The following is a 16446-nucleotide window of genomic DNA, read 5'->3' as shown; positions in this document are numbered from 1 at the left end:
TTTCTAGAATATAAATTGGTTGTAGTAAAGTTTGAACGAAGCCAAAAAAAACTACTAAATCAGTTTGATAGATTAAACTTAAATGTAAACCATGATACACTAAAAATACAAAAGCTCTATGTGAGTACTTACAAACACATCTATAAACGCTACGTACGTTTTTGGCGTCAGACAATATGTAACTGGCGTAATAGCGACAGCAGGAGGCATAATGAAGCAACTACCATTAACCAAACAGCAATTGATCGCTGCTATGATTTCATTGAGTTTGGGCAGTGTTGCACAAGCCGCACTTACAATTAATGGTAGCACTGACACTGCCTCTAGTGCACGCCTGAGTTGGGGCGGCGCTGATAGCTTGTCTGAAGCTCGCAACATAATGTACAAGTCTAATGGCTCTGCTATTAAGAAAGTCGATAATGGCTACGGCACTACCAACATTACGAATACTAATAGTTTTGCTAGTAGTAATAACACCAATAGTGCCCGCTATAACACAACTTATCGTGGGGCTTTCGGTAGCAGTGATATGATTCCGATTAGCACCGATTCACGTAGTGTTGCGGTGATTGATGCTGAAACAGGCGAATCTATCTACGAAAAAGATGCTGATATCGCGCGCCCAATGGCTAGTATCACTAAGGTTATGACGGCTATGGTCGTGTTGGATGCTGGTCTTGATATGCGTGAAGAAATCACGCTTGATCCAGAAGATTTCATTGGTCCAAAGCGTGCAAGCTCACGTTTGAAGTCAGGTGACCGTTTGAATCGTGCTGAGATGCTATTAATGGCGTTGATGAAGTCTGAAAATCCAGCAGCGAAGAGTCTAGCGCGTAACTATCCAGGTGGCTATGATGCCTTTATGCGTGCGATGAATCGTAAAGCGCAAGACTTGGGCATGAATACGGCATTTTTTGGTGATCCAACTGGACTTGATAAGCGCAACGTAGCTTCGTCAAAAGATTTGGTCAAGATGGTACGTGCTGCTGGCAACTATGATGTGATTCGTCGTTTTTCTACCACTAAGAGCTATGACTTTTTTGTCTCAAATTACTCAAGTGGTAACCGCACCTATAAAGCCAGTAATACCAGTACATTGGTTCGTGACGGCAGCTATCCAATCGGTATCTCTAAGACAGGCTTTATCAATGAAGCCGGACGTTGCGTTGTGATGGAAACTCGTGTCAATAATCGTCCTGCAATTATTGTTATCTTAGGGGCAAACAGCTCAGCAACACGTTGGGGTGATGCTAAAAATATCTTAAATAGTTTGGCTACACGCCGTACAGTGTAAGCTATCTGTTCTAAATGTATAAAAAAGCTGTTATATCGTATAACGGCTTTTTTATTGTGTTGAATTTAAGAATTAAGGATAAACGCTATGAGTCGTTCATCATTTTCCTCAGTTATGCCTAAGCTATATTTGTTGACCAACGATGATGAATTTGAGCTGTTATATCAAAAGCTAGAGGCAGCCTTATCGACAGGCTTGATTGCGCTATTACAAATTCGTCGTAAGCAGGTTCTTAGTCTACCTGATGGAGCTTTGCAGCTTTTTGATGAGGCGCAAAAAATCGTCGAGTTAGCTAAAACGTACAACGTGCCAGTTGTTATTAATGATGACGTGAAGTTGGCTGAAAAGCTTGACGTAGGGGTGCATCTTGGACAAACAGACGGCAGTATCGATGATGCTCTACAGTCTCTATCGCCGCATCAAATAATCGGTCGTACCTGTCATGGTGATGTAGATCTAATTAAAGAAGCAAAAAATGACGGCGCAAGTTATGCTGCAATGGGTGCAGTATTTACCTCTACGACTAAGCCAAATGCTAATATCATTTCACGTCAGCAGCTTGTGGAAGGGTGTCAGCAAGGCATACCAATCTGTGTAATAGGGGGGTTAACCGCAGAAAATGTTTCAGAGCTGGTAGATTTGCCCATTGCGCTTGTAGCAGTAGTCGGGGATATCATGGATTTGCCAGCAGCGGACATAGCTCAGCGCTGTCATGAATGGCAGCAGGCATTTTCTAAATGGAAAACACCTACTTGAAGTACTCTTCTTAGAGAGGTTTTAGAGTAGCAATAGTCTTACAATAGAGTATTAATATGACAGCGCTACTCAGCGTGTTCCATACACAAGGTGGCATAGGGTAGCGCTTCTAAGCGTTGCTCTTCGATCTGTTCACCGCAGACTTCGCATTCGCCATAAGTACCATTTTCAATTCGACTCAATGCATTTTCGACATAGATTAAGCTTTGACGTGCCTCGCTCATCAAGTTTTTACGCATGTCATTTTGACGATAGGATATGGCCTGATCTTCCCAATGTTCATTGAGATCATCTTGTGGATTTTGAATGTGATCTTCTATCTTATCAATTCGAGATTCGTACTCATCTTTTAATTTTAATAGGTTTTGTTTCGCAGTGTCTAAGTTGATGCTCATTATTTTCTCCTAGTAGGTTATTTTTATTGTCAATGCCTCTATCATAAAGAGCTTGACTGCTGAGTACCACCACGAAATGTTACGGTTTATTGTCTATGCTTAAAGCTAGCAACTGCAATTGTTACCATCGAATAATGGTCTGAAGATAGGGGCTCAATATTTAAAATGTACTGAAATTTGTGTCAGGTTGCTTGTGAGACTGCGCTAGAAAACTGGTAGAATACACCGCCGCTGAATTCTGCTTACTTGATCGACTCATCAGAGTGATCTGATAAGTGTCAGAGCCAAGCGTTAAAAAGACATTAAAAAGCAATAAAGCTGATAGTGACTATATAGCTTAGATATAAGATAGCGTAGTTATAAAGCAGGCGAGTAAGAGTGCTACTAAATAGTAGGTTGATCGAGCTTAGCACTGAATCCGATTTATATAGAGCTGACTATAATGGTCACATCAGTAACGACAGTAATCGCAAATTAACAGACATATTGATGCATAGGAGCAGGTAATGAATTTTTTGCGTATGAGTGAGTTGAACTTAACGGATAAAGTGGTTTTGATTCGAGAAGATTTAAATGTGCCTATTAAAGATGGTAAGGTCACGAGCGATGCGCGCTTGCAAGCCAGTCTTCCTACCATCAAGATGGCGCTCGAAAAAGGCGCTGCGGTAATTGTTTGCTCACATTTAGGCCGCCCAACAGAAGGCAATCCTGAAGCTGCATATTCATTGGCACCAGTCGCTGACTATCTGACGGAAAATTTAAGCTCGCAACTATCGACACCTGTACGTCTTAATAGTGATTATCTTACCCAAGGTGCCAATGTAAAATCTGGCGAAGTGGTTCTATTAGAAAATGTACGCTTCAATGACGGTGAAAAGAAAAACGATGCCATGTTAGCGAAAAAGTACGCTGATTTGTGCGATGTGTTTGTGATGGATGCTTTTGGTACAGCGCACCGTGCACAGGCATCAACAGAAGGCGTTACGCAAGCGATGCGTCAAGCAGATAAAACTGTGTGTGCAGGGCCATTGTTAGCTGCTGAGCTTGATGCTTTGAGCCTAGCACTTGAAACACCAGCACAGCCAATGCTTGCTATCGTTGGTGGATCAAAAGTATCTACCAAATTAGAAGTACTACACAGCTTGGCTGAAGTTTGCACACAGATTATCGTTGGTGGCGGTATTGCTAATACTTTCTTGGCAGCACAAGGTCACGGTGTTGGTGCCTCTTTGTACGAAGCAGACTTGCTAGATACTGCGCGTGACATTATGACCAAGACTGAAATTTTACTGCCTGAATACGTCGTAGTCGCTGATAAAAATGACATCGATTTCGCTGACTTTACTGGCTCATTGCAAAAAGCCACCGCAACGATCAAATCAGTTGATGCGATTGGTGACAATGACATGATATTGGATATCGCACCAGAAAGCGCAAAGCAGCTTGCTGATGCTATTATCAATGCAAAAACTATCTTGTGGAATGGTCCAGTGGGTGTCTTTGAAGTCGATGCTTTCGGGCAAGGCACACAGATATTAGCTACTGCTGTAAGAGATAGCGATGGTTTCTCTATCGCGGGCGGCGGTGATACGTTAGCGGCTATCGATAAATATCAAGTTGCTGATGGTGTGAGCTATATGTCAACGGGCGGTGGTGCATTTTTAGAGTTTGTAGAAGGTAAAGTACTTCCAGCAGTCGCTGCGCTGCAAATAGATGCCTAACTAATTAACGATACTCTGTAGCTTAGTAACATTAGACGTACAACTAACTTTAAATAACTAAGGTAGTCTGTAAAAATAATATTTTAGCTGTTGATTTGCTTGTTTTTATTGATATAAGTAAGCGCAATAGCCATCGATTATTATTAAGCAGTAATTATTTATTTATATACTGAAAATTATTATTGCATGTCTGATTCGCACTCTATAAAATAGCGCGACCATGTATTTTGACATGCATTATTTACGAGAGGTTTATTATGTTAAAACGTCATTTATTACTTGCTAGCGTACTTGCTGGTACCTTTGCAATCACTGCATGTAGCCAACAAACAGAAGAAAACACTGAAGCTGCTGTTGAATCTGCTGGCGATGATGCTGCTGCAAATGCTGATGCTGCTGCCGCTGAAACAGACGCAGCTGCTGCTGAAGCTGAAGCTGCTGCTCAAGACGCTGGTACTGAAGTTGCCGAAGGCGCTGACACTGCTGGTGCAGCTGCGACAGACGCTCTAGAAAACACTGGCGATGCTATTGCTGAAAGCACTAACACAGCGGTTGAAAATACTGCTGAAGCTGTTGCTGATGGCGCTAACGCTGTTGCTGATGGCGCAAATGATGTTGCAGTTGATGCAGAGCAACAGTACTAAGCTACGCGATAACTAAGCACTATAATGACTGATTTACTGGGAGTCTATCGATTGATAGATAATCATCGGTAAATAACTTTTAAATAAATAATTTCTAAAAAGAGTCATTGCTTTATAAGCCTCAAAATACTAGAAAAGCCTTGGTGATTGCCAAGGCTTTTTGCGTTGTATGTCATTGTGCAGTTTATAAAGTAACAGTTTATGAAAGTTAAACTGAGATCAAAAGACGGTATAGACTGACAAATAGTCGGTCAACTGCTACGAAGACAGAACAATTTTTGCTATAATCACCGCGTGGTAATCATATCCAATAGCATTCAGATTTTTACTAGCCTATATACGGTCGGTATGGTCGAATATACAGTGAAATGATTGCTATCAAGCTGTTTTTTAAAATACTATTCAAAATCTAATCAGAGAGCGTCTTATGGCCCTAATATCCTTACGTCAACTTCTAGATCATGCCGCTGAACACAGCTATGGTGTTCCTGCCTTTAACGTCAATAACTTAGAGCAAATGCGTGCAATCATGATGGCTGCGGATGCTTGTGATTCACCTGTCATTGTCCAAGCCAGTGCAGGCGCACGTAACTATGCAGGGTCAGCATTTTTGCGTCATTTGATTATCGCTGCGATCGAAGAATGGCCACATATTCCAGTGGTAATGCATCAAGATCATGGTATGTCGCCAGCCATCTGCCAACGCTCAATTCAGTTAGGTTTTTCATCAGTGATGATGGACGGCTCACTTGGTGAAGATGGCAAAACGCCAATGGATTATGATTACAATGCTAGCGTCACGCGCGAAGTTGTTAAGATGGCTCATGCTTGCGGTGTCTCTGTAGAGGGCGAAATCGGTTGCCTAGGTAGTCTGGAAACTGGTATGGCTGGCGAAGAAGATGGCTCTGGCGCTGAAGGTGTGCTAGATCATGAGCAACTATTGACCAGTGCTGACGAAGCTGAGCAGTTTGTAAAAGATACCAATGTCGATGCGTTAGCAATTGCTATCGGTACTAGTCATGGTGCCTATAAGTTCACACGTCCACCGACAGGCGACATTTTGTCTATTGAGCGCGTAAAAGAGATTCATGCCCGTATTCCTAACACGCATTTGGTCATGCATGGTTCTTCATCAGTGCCACAAGAATGGCTAAAAGTTATTAATGAAAATGGTGGTGATATCGGCGAAACTTATGGTGTGCCAGTTGAGCAAATCGTTGAAGCGATTAAACATGGCGTACGCAAAGTAAACATCGATACGGATTTACGTCTGGCATCAACTGGTGCTATCCGTGAATTCCTTGCAAAAAATCCAAGTGAATTTGATCCACGTAAATATTTTAAAGCGTCTATGGTAGCGATGTCAGATATCTGTACCAATCGTTTTGAAGCGTTCGGCTCTGCAGGTCAAGCACATAAAATTCGCCCAACCAGTCTTGAAGGTATGGTGAACTTCTACCAATAAGACTGTGTTGTAGAACGTAGTTGTTAATCATGAAGTGGCAGCTGATTTTATAATATTACACATAAGAGGTCGTAAATTATGATTGGATTGATTACCGGACAGGTGCAGTACTTGATGGCACCGACGGCTTGTATCATGACGACCTCTGGTGTGGGTTATGATATCGAACTGCCATTGCCTTCGTTTTGCCAGTTGCAGCTGAATGAACAAGCCAGCATTTGGACACATTTCCATGTTCGCGAAGATGCCCAATTGCTATACGGTTTTATCGATCGAAAAGAACGCGATGTCTTTCGCCAGTTAATTAAAATCAATGGTGTTGGGGCAAAAATGGCCTTAGCTATGCTGTCTGCAATGTCAGCAGCTGAGCTAAAGATGCACGTCGAGCAAGAGTCGGAGACGGCATTAACTCGTATCCCAGGTATCGGTAAAAAGACGGCGCAACGTTTATTGATTGAGCTAAAAGACAAGTTAAAGAATATCGACGTTGATAATGGTGCGTTTGAATTGACGCCTCAGGAAACAACGATTTCTCACGAAGGTAGTATCATCGCTGAAGTAGAAGGCGCGTTGATTAGCTTGGGCTACAAAGAAAAAGAAGCTCAGCTAGCGATCAAAGCTGCCAAGAGTAAAGGGGATACTTTTGCTGATACTCAAGGCTTGTTAAAAGCTACTTTACAGCAATTGTCTGGCTTTTAATTCATATTAACTAGCCATCTATCGATGACAACCACATAATGTATTAAATCAATAAGCGACATTAAATGTCGCTTATTTTCGTTTTAGTGCTCGCTTAATGAGGTTTTGCATGACTTATGCGCAGCGTTTGGTTATGCTATTTGTTAACTAATTTTTTAATATAATGATAAATTCTATGACGCAAGATCGCTTAATTAACCCACTAGAAGGTGCAAGTGATGCTCCTGATGCCAATATCAGACCAGCATTATTGGCTGAGTATATTGGTCAGCCGGTGGTACGTGAGCAGATGGAAGTGTTCATCGGTGCTGCTCGTGGCCGTGACGAAGCGCTAGATCACACACTTATATTTGGTCCACCGGGTCTGGGCAAGACAACCCTCGCTAATATTATCGCTCGTGAAATGGGTGGCAATTTGCGTTCTACTTCAGGGCCAGTGCTTGAGCGCCCAGGAGATTTGGCAGCCATGCTGACCAATCTAGAAGCAGGTGATGTGCTGTTTATCGATGAAATTCACCGTTTAAGCTCGGTCATTGAAGAAATCCTTTATCCAGCGATGGAAGATTTCCAATTGGACATTATGATTGGTGAAGGGCCTGCTGCGCGTTCTATCAAGCTTGATTTGCCACCGTTTACCTTGGTAGCAGCAACGACTAGAGCAGGGCTGCTAACCTCACCACTACGTGACCGTTTTGGGATTGTACAGCGCCTTGAATTTTATAATATCGCTGATCTAACGACGATTGTCAGTCGAGCAGCACGTCTAATGCGTGTACCAATGAGTGAAGATGGCGCTGTAGAGATTGCCCGCCGCGCACGTGGTACACCAAGGATTGCTAACCGCCTATTACGCCGTGTGCGTGACTATGCCGAGGTAAGAGGAGACGGTAGTATTAATGGCGCGATTGCTGGTAGCGCGTTAGATATGTTGGCAGTGGATAGACGTGGTCTTGATCATCTAGATAGACGTTATATCGAAATATTGCATGAGCGCTTTGATGGTGGTCCTGCTGGTGTTGAAGCAGTAGCAGCTGCGATGGCTGAAGACCGGGGTACACTTGAGGACGTAATTGAGCCATATCTGATTCAACAAGGTTATGTGCTGCGTACTGCTCGTGGCCGCGTACTGACACAGATGGCAATCGACCAGATGTTATAGCAATCAGTTTTTAGCCAAAAAAATGCGCCTGCTTTTGATGAGAAGTAGGCGCATTTTTTTTGGCTATTGGTTTGATTTTAGTATGGTCTTAGTCTTTATAATAGTATTAGGAAATAGATAAAGCCTCAGGCCATATTTTCCCTGGATTAAGGATGTTTTTAGGATCGAGGGCTGCCTTGATAGCTTCCATAAGTATCAGCGCATTACCATGTTCTTGCTGCATATACTTTTGTTTGCCTTGTCCGATCCCGTGTTCACCCGTACAAGTACCATCCATCTCGATAGCCCGCGTGGCGAGACGACCGATAATACCCTCAGCAGTAGCTACCTCTTCAGGATTATTGGTATCGACCAATAATAAAACATGAAAGTTACCGTCGCCTACATGACCCACAATTGGTCCAATCATCCCTGATGCTTCAATATCTTTTGCAGTGGCGCTGACACATTCTGCCAAGCGCGAAATAGGTACGCAAGCGTCAGTCGATAGGGCGCTTGTCTCAGGACGTAACGCACAGCTAGCATGATAAGCATTGTGTCTTGCCTGCCAGAGACGTTTACGCTCAGCTTCATTGGTATCCCAGGCAAAATCACGACCATCAAACTCTTCGATAATATCAGCAAACATTTGCGCTTGTTCAGCAACGCTTGCTTCTGTACCGTGAAATTCAACAAATAGCGTAGGCGTTTCGGTTAAATCGAGATTGGCATATTGATTACATGCTTTGATTTGCATTGCATCAAGCAGCTCGATACGAGCAATAGGTAAGCACATCTGAATAGTCAGCATTACTGCCTGGCAAGCATCTTCGATGGTCGAAAAATGACAAATGCCGCTGCCTATACACTCACTAATACCAAATAGTTTCAGCGTGACTTCAGTGACAATACCAAGGGTGCCTTCTGAGCCTATCATCAAGCGCGTCAAATCATAACCAGCCGCAGACTTCTTAGCGCGTGTGCCTGTTCGTACGATATCGCCACTTGCGGTCACTACTTCTAGTGCGAGTACCACATCTTTCATAGTGCCATAACGTACCGCATTAGTACCTGAGGCACGAGTGGCGACCATGCCACCAATACTGGCATTGGCACCGGGATCTATCGGAAAAAACAGCCCTGTATCGCGCAGATAATGGTTTAGCTGCTCACGCGTCACGCCAGGCTGGACGGTAACGGTCAAATCTTCATTATTGACCTGTAAAATAGCATCCATCGCATGCATATCGATGCACAGTCCACCATAGGGAGCATTTAATTGTCCTTCCAAAGAAGAGCCGATACCAAAAGCAATCACTGGCATTTGATGCTGATGGCAAATTTTAACGGCCGCAGCTACTTCCTGTTTGTCCTGTACTGTTAATACTGCATCTGGAGGCTGATTGGCTAACCAGGTCATGGTATGGCCATGCTGCTCACGCACTGTAGCGTTCAAACTCAGTTGTTTACCAAAACGTTCCTGCAAAGCTGTGATAGCCTCACTATAGTCTGGTTTACTAGTGTTATGGGTCTGTGACAGTGGTAGCGCTGACATGAGGGTTCCTATAGATAACTAGAATATTTAGCATTAACTTAGCATATTCAATATCCATTTGATATGCTTTAATGACAGACATTTGTTCTATTACAACTAAGTTAGGATGCGCCAAACAACTACCAAGATAGCCAGTATATAAAATATAGGTGATAGCCAGCCGATAACTTGCGTAGCGATAGCGATAAATATAGCAAACCCTGCCAGTGCCAACCAGTCACGACGGCGGTCATTTAGCATGTCAGCGCGAATCTGCTGTATCTCGCGTAGCTGACTGTCCTGACGAGAGCCCTGTGAGGCAAGGCTTTGTAAACCTTGATCTAATAGTTTAGGAATATCGGTAGTAGACAGGAGTATTTCAGGCAGTTGTTGGCGCAGTTGCTGTAGATTACGCATAGGATCTAACTGCTCTTTAATCCAGCTGCTTAGAATTGGCTTGGCAAGTGACCAAATATCAAGGTCAGGATATAAATCACGACCGAGTCCTTCCACATGGACCAAGGTTTTTAGCAGAAGCATTAGCTGCGGCGGGATGCTCATATGATGTCTACGTGCAATGTCCAAAATCTGCATCAGTACGCCAGCAAAGTCGATATCATCGATTGATTTTTGTAGCATAGGGCCGACAGTACGTTTCATATCACGCATCAGGGCATGCTTATCGGCATTTGGTGGTATCCAACCTGCACGACTCACAATATCAACCACAGCGGTAAAGTTATTGTTCATTACGGCAAGTAACATCCGTGCCACGATGAGCTGATCGTCTTTTGATAAAGTGCCCATGATGGCGCAATCAAGCCCGATATAGCGTGGTTCATGACCTAAATCAACTGCTGCCATACCTGCATGTAAGGTTTGCACAGGCGGCGTCTCTACGAACACATTGCCTGGATGCATATCAGCATGAAAAAAGTTATCACGAAAGACTTGGGTAAAAAATATCGTTAGGCCTTTTTCTGCAAGCGCTGCACGGTCGTAACCTAACTGATCAAACATCTTAACTTGTGAGATAGGGACGCCTTGGATACGCTCCATGACCATCACGTTTTTGGCAGCGTCATAAACTTCAGGCACATACATCAATGCTGAACCCAAGAAGTTATTACGCATCTGAGTAGTATTATCAGCCTCAAGTGTCAAATCAAGCTCGTTGAGCATGACTTGCCGATAGTCTTCGACAATATCAATGATATGGACGGCACGTGCTGCTTCAATACGTGCAGATGCCCAACTTGCCAATTCCCGCAGTAGCTCAAAGTCAGAGACAATCACAGTACGAATATCAGGGCGAACCACTTTTACCACGACTTCACGCCCATCATGTAAGGCAGCCGTGTGTACTTGGGCGATAGAAGCGGCCGCTAGTGGTTTGATATCGAATCGGGCAAACAGCGTTTCAATAGACTGGCCAAGACCATGTTTAGGGTGTTGAATTTGGGCGACAGCGATATCAGCGTCAAAAGGCTTAACTTTGTCCTGCAATTGAATCAATTGAGCGATAATCTCAGGCGGTACCAAGTCGCGACGTGTTGAGAGTAACTGGCCTAATTTTAGAAACAGCGTACCCATATCCTCAAGCGCATACTTAATCGCATTTGGTTGGTGCTTCTTGCCCCATGCTGCTGGATGCATGCGAATTAATCGCGCCAAAGATTGTAGCTGTGGTGCTTCTTCGATAGAAAAATGGGTATCAAGGCGATACATTGCGGCGATACGCCAAAGCTCAAGTAGACGAGCGCGGTGCGATAATAGCATGGGATTAAGTACTCTAAACAAAGACGAAAATGGGGTAGGCGCTGCGCTTAATCATAAATAGTGCCATCGGTAATAGCGTTCATTTATGATTGATGCAATCGGCTATTGATGAAACGAGTTATTAAGAAACTGCGCTTGCTCTTCTTTGATAGCAGCAAGTTTGGCTTCTTCCCGTTCGACGTCAGCACGTAATTTTAACAGTTGCTGTTTTAGATCATTTACTTCAGCCACCTCGATAGGGTCAGGTGTGCTATTGCCAGCCACTTCATTGGCCCAATCACTAACGTCATCAAAAGCACGTTTGGCACTATGACGCCAGCTACCTTTGAGCTGAGAGATAAGGAGATGTAACTGGCTAGCCATTGGCTTACCAATAAACGGCTCAAGCTGTCCAGCCACGTCAGGATCAAACCCTGCAACCAGTTGTTTGAGCTGCATCAGCACCTTGTAATCACCAGCGATTGGCAGGTTACCTTCAGCGCCACGCATCAGATTGAGCAGTTGAGCGGCATTGTCTACAGTGATGGTACAATCTGGACGACTATGACCAAAACGTGCGCGCTCCATGCTGGCTTTTTGGCGCTCATTCATTTGGCCACTTGGCTCAAATACGCTCTCCGTCGTGACCGGCTCAAAGCGCAAACGCTCATGAGTGAACAAGATGTCTAAATGAATCTCAGGCAATCCCATATTAAGACGTAACACTTTACCTGCAAGCGGTGCTAAACCTGCTTTGGTAATCTCATCACTAGCAATAGCAATGTTAATTAGCTTTTCGGCACCAGCTAATAGAAAGACAGTCAGCATAAGGCTCTCGCATCGTTAAGTGAGCGCCTTTGCATTAGCTGCATCAGCGCATAGTATGTTGGTGTTAGGTTTAATAGGGTCTGTTAAACGTAATAGTCTTGCCAATCGTACTTTGTCGTTACGCTTTAAATCCTCGATGGACAGCCACGATGCCAGCAGTCAAGTTATGATAATCGCAGTTCTCAAACCCAGCTTGTTGCATCATTTGCTTGAGTGTCTGCTGATCAGGGTGCATACGAATTGACTCAGCCAAGTACTGATAACTTTCAGCATCATTAGCAATTAGCTTACCCATCACTGGCAATGCAGTAAATGAATACAAATCATAAGCCTTAGATAATGGCTCAAATACTGGCTTTGAGAATTCTAAAATCAATAGACGACCGCCTGGCTTCAGGACGCGATACATAGACTTTAGCGCGGCATCTTTGTCTGTGACGTTACGCAGACCAAAGCTAATGGTGACCAAATCAAAGCTTTCGTCATCAAAGGGAGCTAATGTCTCAGCATTAGCTAATACAAAATCAACGTTATTACAGCCTGCATTGATCAGGCGCTCACGACCGACTTCCAGCATCGCAGCATTGATATCAGATAGTACCACGTGGCCATTTCTACCAACTTCACGGCTAAATACTTTAGCCAAATCACCCGTACCACCCGCAATATCAAGGACATGCTGACCAGCGCGCACGCCCGATAAACTAATCGCATAGCGCTTCCATAGACGATGAATACCGAATGACATCAAGTCATTCATGATGTCGTATTTTTTGGCAACAGAAGTGAATACGTCAGCCACACGTGCTTGTTTTTCTGCTTTATTGACTGTCTTATAGCCAAAATGCGTCTGCTCATTACCATCTGTTTCAGGCGTGTGCGGATTATTGATGTCATCACGCTGATTGAACAGTGTCTGTTTTATCGTTTGCTCTGAAGGGTTTGTACGAGTCGTTTTGTCGTTGTTTGGCATAGTGGTTTGTTGGCCTTGCGGCGTCCCAGTTGGTAAATCTTGAACTTTAGTAAAGTCGCTATTGTCGTCATTAGCAACGCTATTATTCTTGCTCGGCACGACATTGGTTGTTTGGTTACGTAATATCTGCGCGCTAATCTGTTGGTTATGAGCAATACTGTCTTTTACCAGTTTGTCTTGCAGATGACCATTGGTCGTTGTGGCTTGATTAGAAAGGGCGCTGCTATATTTTGAAATATCAGTCATCATGTTGTCCTAGAATTTATTTTTATGATTGTCTTTATCGGAAGAAATCGTTAAATAGTAAGCGTCAATTAGCTATTTAGCATATTGAGCTTATGATACACCAAACGCTACTGGCTTACTGCCATTATCCGTATCATGAACCTGATCAATAATGGACAGTTCACGCTTGCAGAACGGCTCAATAAAATCGCTGACGCTGCTCAGAGGTTTCATGGCTTTAAAGCCTGTATCAATAAAATCATAAAGCGGCTGGTAGCCATGACGATAGGCTGTACTTTTTGCTAGTGCAAAGGCTTTTTTGAGCATAAACGAATTCAGATGTTTGTCCGTGCGATAACAGACGTCTTTTAAATTGGCAATCTGAACTCGGCGCTCGTTTTCTTCATCGACAGTACGATAGGCGGTTAGCATGTTTTCTTCGTTTACTGGTAAATCTTGAGCGAGTAACCACTGGGCTAAGTGCAGATCTAGCTCAATAGCAAAAATCGCTGCTTGGATGCCCATGCTACCAGCCTCTAGAGCTGACTCTTTGGCAAGGCGTTCTAGTTTTTTTGCTTTTGGCAAGATACGTGCTAACTGCTCTGCTAATAACTTGAACTCTTCGCCGCCATACAGTTGGGTGAGAAAGTAATCTGCCATTAGTTGGTTTTTAGGTTGTTCAAATAGCTCGCGATGCGTCTGCTGGAGACGTGCTTGTTGCCATGATTGTACTTCTTTGAGCTTAGCATTTAATGCATCATCTTGGTGATGAGGCATCGCCCAAAAACGTGTCAAATGCTGTTGTAAATCAGCTAAAGCGGTCATGGCAATAAATCCTGTAGAAGTAAATAGGGTGATCAAATTTGAGTATGGTTGTTTTAAATATGGTGGTTCAGGGTTATGAGGTTTTCAACAACTGTTCTATCCTATACCCAAAATTGTGTTCACCTTAAAAGAAAATAATTAAGAATACAAATACCAATCTGTTACACAGCAATATTATTTACTCGATTGGCGCAGTGCTATGATTAAATGAGATAAAAATGAGCGATGAGATAGGGATATTAAGAGTTGTCCTATTAATAGCTATTCCATAAGTCACTCAACGGTAAAGCAGCCCAATAACGATAATAGCGAGTGTAATCATGTCTAAAAAAAATGATACTACTGAACCAAAAGCACCACAAGCGGTAAGTACACAATTTAGTGAGCAAGTTGTGGAGCAGCGTCTAAAGCCCAATCCTTTAAGTCAGTTTTCACTGGATGAGGATTCGCTTAGATTGGCATTGGTGACAGCTCAGTATGCTTTAAAAGCCACTCGCCAACAAACGCCACCGACCCTCAATAAACCAACAGGCCTGTTAGTACTAGTGAACGGAATGGAGCAAGCGGGTAAAGGTACCGCCGTTAAGCAGTTGAGGCAATGGGTAGATCCAAGGCTACTTAAAGTTGAGGCAACTATTGGTCATTCGCCATTGAGTTATCAACCTATTTGGCAAGCGCATACCCGCGCCATGCCGCGCCATGGTGATGTCATGGTATATTTCGGCAACTGGTATGCTGATTTATTATACAACGTCATGCGACTAGCGACATCAGATAGTGAAAACCTTGAAGCATTATCAAATAATAAAGGTCAAACAGATAAAAATTCGCTTCCTATTGCTCAGTGGCAAGACTATCTACAGCAGCAGTTAGATACGCTAAAAGCATTTGAAAACGATCTCATTGCCAATCAAACCAAGTTATTAAAATGTTGGTTTCATGTCGATATTGAAACGTTGCACAGTCGCTTAAAGGATGATGAAGCAGATCCGCAGTTTTTGTATCAAATTGACTGGAATAATAAACAAGTCATCGAGAAGTTTAATGAGGTGGCTGCGACCTTGCTGCATCAACAGGATGATTGGGTCATTATTGATGGTGATGATAAGTTAGAAGCCGCTGATAACTTTTGTCATTTGGTGCTACATGCTATGCAAACCGCGCTGGCGAGTAGTCAAGCAGATAGCAGTGACAATGACAAGGACAACGACAATGACAAGGGAACGTCAGAAAACCATCCTCAGTCCGAGACACTAAAACTTAACTCGGATACCGAACAAAAACAGTTTGAGCCTGTACCGATACCTAAGCAACTGACGTCTATTAAAGATAAAAAAATCAGTAAGTCAGACTATCGTGAGGCATTGGCAGAGAAGCAAGCACGGCTTGCTGAGTTACTACGTGCACGCCAAGGTCGGCATGTAGTGTTTGCTTTTGAAGGAATGGACGCTGCTGGCAAGGGCGGTGCAATCAAAAGATTGGTTGCACCGCTAGATCCTCGCGAGTATCAAATCTATAATATTGGCGCACCGATGTTATATGAGACCCAGCATCCTTACTTGTGGCGTTTCTGGACGAGATTGCCTGACGAACAAACGAATCGTATTAGCCGTATCGCCATTTTTGATCGTACGTGGTATGGGCGTGTGCTGGTTGAACGTATCGAAGGATTTGCGTCTCCTAATGAATGGCAACGAGCATATGATGAAATTAATCGTTTTGAGGCAGACTTGGCGGCAGCAGGAACGTTGGTTATCAAATATTGGTTAGCGATTGATAAAAAAGAGCAGCTTAAACGGTTTGAAGATCGTCAAGAAACACCGCATAAGCAATTTAAACTAACGGATGATGACTGGCGTAACCGTGATAAATGGTCAGACTATGTGCAGTCTGCAGCAGATATGCTGGCACGCACGGATACAACGACAGCACCATGGTGTGTTATTGCGACCAACGAAAAGCGTCAGGCGCGTTTGGACGTATTAGATCATGCTATCGAGCAGTTGTCTGCATTTACTGAAAGCAAATAATTGTTAGAAATGCTTAAAGTTTAAGGACTCTTATAGATTTATATAACTGTATTTTCCACGTATTTCCTAAGTAGGATGGCTCGAACCATATTCGAGCCATCCTGTCTTTTACAGAGTGTGGTCTTGTCCGTATACACTCGCAGTTACAAATCTCGCAATAT

General features: G+C 43.4%; 14 protein-coding genes. 8 read left to right on the top strand and 6 right to left on the bottom strand.

The window, feature by feature from the left end; all coding sequences use genetic code 11:
* Positions 1 to 211 precede the first annotated feature (211 nt).
* Positions 212 to 1294, top strand: coding sequence for a serine hydrolase (locus ACQKC9_RS02895; protein ID WP_427620420.1), 1083 nt, complete (start codon positions 212 to 214; stop codon positions 1292 to 1294).
* A gap of 87 nt (positions 1295 to 1381) precedes the next feature.
* Positions 1382 to 2050 (top strand): thiamine phosphate synthase, encoded by a 669-nt coding sequence (locus ACQKC9_RS02890; protein WP_427620419.1) that lies wholly within the window; start codon positions 1382 to 1384, stop codon positions 2048 to 2050.
* A gap of 65 nt (positions 2051 to 2115) precedes the next feature.
* On the opposite strand, the gene ACQKC9_RS02885 is transcribed toward ACQKC9_RS02890, so the two are convergent.
* A complete protein-coding gene (locus ACQKC9_RS02885; RefSeq protein ID WP_341609671.1) occupies positions 2116 to 2445 on the bottom strand; it encodes a TraR/DksA family transcriptional regulator in 330 nt (109 codons plus the stop codon).
* A gap of 506 nt (positions 2446 to 2951) precedes the next feature.
* Here ACQKC9_RS02885 and ACQKC9_RS02880 point away from each other — a divergent pair.
* The 5 genes from ACQKC9_RS02880 (at position 2952) to ruvB (ending at position 8133) form a co-directional block, all read left to right on the top strand.
* Positions 2952 to 4166 (top strand): phosphoglycerate kinase, encoded by a 1215-nt coding sequence (locus ACQKC9_RS02880; RefSeq protein WP_427620418.1) that lies wholly within the window; start codon positions 2952 to 2954, stop codon positions 4164 to 4166.
* A 257-nt stretch (positions 4167 to 4423) separates the two neighbouring features.
* Complete coding sequence (locus ACQKC9_RS02875; RefSeq protein WP_201567361.1) at positions 4424 to 4810, top strand: hypothetical protein; 387 nt, start codon at positions 4424 to 4426, stop codon at positions 4808 to 4810.
* A gap of 427 nt (positions 4811 to 5237) precedes the next feature.
* Positions 5238 to 6275 (top strand): class II fructose-bisphosphate aldolase, encoded by a 1038-nt coding sequence (gene fba, locus ACQKC9_RS02870; protein WP_057760953.1) that lies wholly within the window; start codon positions 5238 to 5240, stop codon positions 6273 to 6275.
* A 78-nt stretch (positions 6276 to 6353) separates the two neighbouring features.
* Positions 6354 to 6974: a Holliday junction branch migration protein RuvA gene (gene ruvA, locus ACQKC9_RS02865; protein WP_191113941.1), complete on the top strand. Its 621-nt coding sequence runs from the start codon at positions 6354 to 6356 to the stop codon at positions 6972 to 6974.
* A gap of 175 nt (positions 6975 to 7149) precedes the next feature.
* Positions 7150 to 8133: a Holliday junction branch migration DNA helicase RuvB gene (gene ruvB, locus ACQKC9_RS02860; RefSeq protein WP_057760949.1), complete on the top strand. Its 984-nt coding sequence runs from the start codon at positions 7150 to 7152 to the stop codon at positions 8131 to 8133.
* A gap of 106 nt (positions 8134 to 8239) precedes the next feature.
* On the opposite strand, the gene ACQKC9_RS02855 is transcribed toward ruvB, so the two are convergent.
* From ACQKC9_RS02855 to ACQKC9_RS02835, 5 genes are all read right to left on the bottom strand, one after another.
* A complete protein-coding gene (locus ACQKC9_RS02855) occupies positions 8240 to 9667 on the bottom strand; it encodes an FAD-binding oxidoreductase (RefSeq protein WP_427620417.1) in 1428 nt (475 codons plus the stop codon).
* Between the two features lie 96 nt (positions 9668 to 9763).
* A complete protein-coding gene (locus ACQKC9_RS02850) occupies positions 9764 to 11425 on the bottom strand; it encodes an ABC1 kinase family protein (RefSeq protein WP_427620416.1) in 1662 nt (553 codons plus the stop codon).
* Between the two features lie 102 nt (positions 11426 to 11527).
* Positions 11528 to 12232: a ubiquinone biosynthesis accessory factor UbiJ gene (locus tag ACQKC9_RS02845; RefSeq protein ID WP_427620415.1), complete on the bottom strand. Its 705-nt coding sequence runs from the start codon at positions 12230 to 12232 to the stop codon at positions 11528 to 11530.
* 118 nt (positions 12233 to 12350) lie between these two features.
* Entirely contained in the window at positions 12351 to 13451 is a 1101-nt protein-coding gene (gene ubiE / locus ACQKC9_RS02840) for a bifunctional demethylmenaquinone methyltransferase/2-methoxy-6-polyprenyl-1,4-benzoquinol methylase UbiE (RefSeq protein WP_427620414.1), read from the bottom strand.
* A gap of 90 nt (positions 13452 to 13541) precedes the next feature.
* Positions 13542 to 14255, bottom strand: coding sequence for an FFLEELY motif protein (locus tag ACQKC9_RS02835; protein ID WP_427620413.1), 714 nt, complete (start codon positions 14253 to 14255; stop codon positions 13542 to 13544).
* Between the two features lie 320 nt (positions 14256 to 14575).
* Between ACQKC9_RS02835 and ACQKC9_RS02830 the strand changes: the two genes are divergently transcribed.
* A complete protein-coding gene (locus ACQKC9_RS02830; RefSeq protein ID WP_427620412.1) occupies positions 14576 to 16285 on the top strand; it encodes an ATPase in 1710 nt (569 codons plus the stop codon).
* Positions 16286 to 16446 lie beyond the last annotated feature (161 nt).

It is taken from the genome of Psychrobacter sp. NPDC078409 (assembly GCF_050268505.1).
Taxonomy (GTDB): domain Bacteria; phylum Pseudomonadota; class Gammaproteobacteria; order Pseudomonadales; family Moraxellaceae; genus Psychrobacter.
The sequence above is the reverse complement of the archived record's forward strand: the minus strand, read 5'-3'. Positions and strand labels throughout refer to the sequence as shown.

Bases quoted from the DNA above. Each gene is read 5' to 3' on its own strand.
- ACQKC9_RS02845 (WP_427620415.1), bottom strand. From the start codon at position 12,232: ATGCTGACTGTCTTTCTATTAGCTGGTGCCGAAAAGCTAATTAACATT.
- ACQKC9_RS02875 (WP_201567361.1), top strand. From the start codon at position 4,424: ATGTTAAAACGTCATTTATTACTTGCTAGCGTACTTGCTGGTACCTTT.
- ACQKC9_RS02885 (WP_341609671.1), bottom strand. From the start codon at position 2,445: ATGAGCATCAACTTAGACACTGCGAAACAAAACCTATTAAAATTAAAA.
- ruvB (WP_057760949.1), top strand. From the start codon at position 7,150: ATGACGCAAGATCGCTTAATTAACCCACTAGAAGGTGCAAGTGATGCT.
- ACQKC9_RS02890 (WP_427620419.1), top strand. From the start codon at position 1,382: ATGAGTCGTTCATCATTTTCCTCAGTTATGCCTAAGCTATATTTGTTG.
- fba (WP_057760953.1), top strand. From the start codon at position 5,238: ATGGCCCTAATATCCTTACGTCAACTTCTAGATCATGCCGCTGAACAC.
- ACQKC9_RS02895 (WP_427620420.1), top strand. From the start codon at position 212: ATGAAGCAACTACCATTAACCAAACAGCAATTGATCGCTGCTATGATT.
- ruvA (WP_191113941.1), top strand. From the start codon at position 6,354: ATGATTGGATTGATTACCGGACAGGTGCAGTACTTGATGGCACCGACG.
- ACQKC9_RS02855 (WP_427620417.1), bottom strand. From the start codon at position 9,667: ATGTCAGCGCTACCACTGTCACAGACCCATAACACTAGTAAACCAGAC.
- ACQKC9_RS02830 (WP_427620412.1), top strand. From the start codon at position 14,576: ATGTCTAAAAAAAATGATACTACTGAACCAAAAGCACCACAAGCGGTA.
- ACQKC9_RS02835 (WP_427620413.1), bottom strand. From the start codon at position 14,255: ATGACCGCTTTAGCTGATTTACAACAGCATTTGACACGTTTTTGGGCG.
- ACQKC9_RS02880 (WP_427620418.1), top strand. From the start codon at position 2,952: ATGAATTTTTTGCGTATGAGTGAGTTGAACTTAACGGATAAAGTGGTT.
- ACQKC9_RS02850 (WP_427620416.1), bottom strand. From the start codon at position 11,425: ATGCTATTATCGCACCGCGCTCGTCTACTTGAGCTTTGGCGTATCGCC.
- ubiE (WP_427620414.1), bottom strand. From the start codon at position 13,451: ATGACTGATATTTCAAAATATAGCAGCGCCCTTTCTAATCAAGCCACA.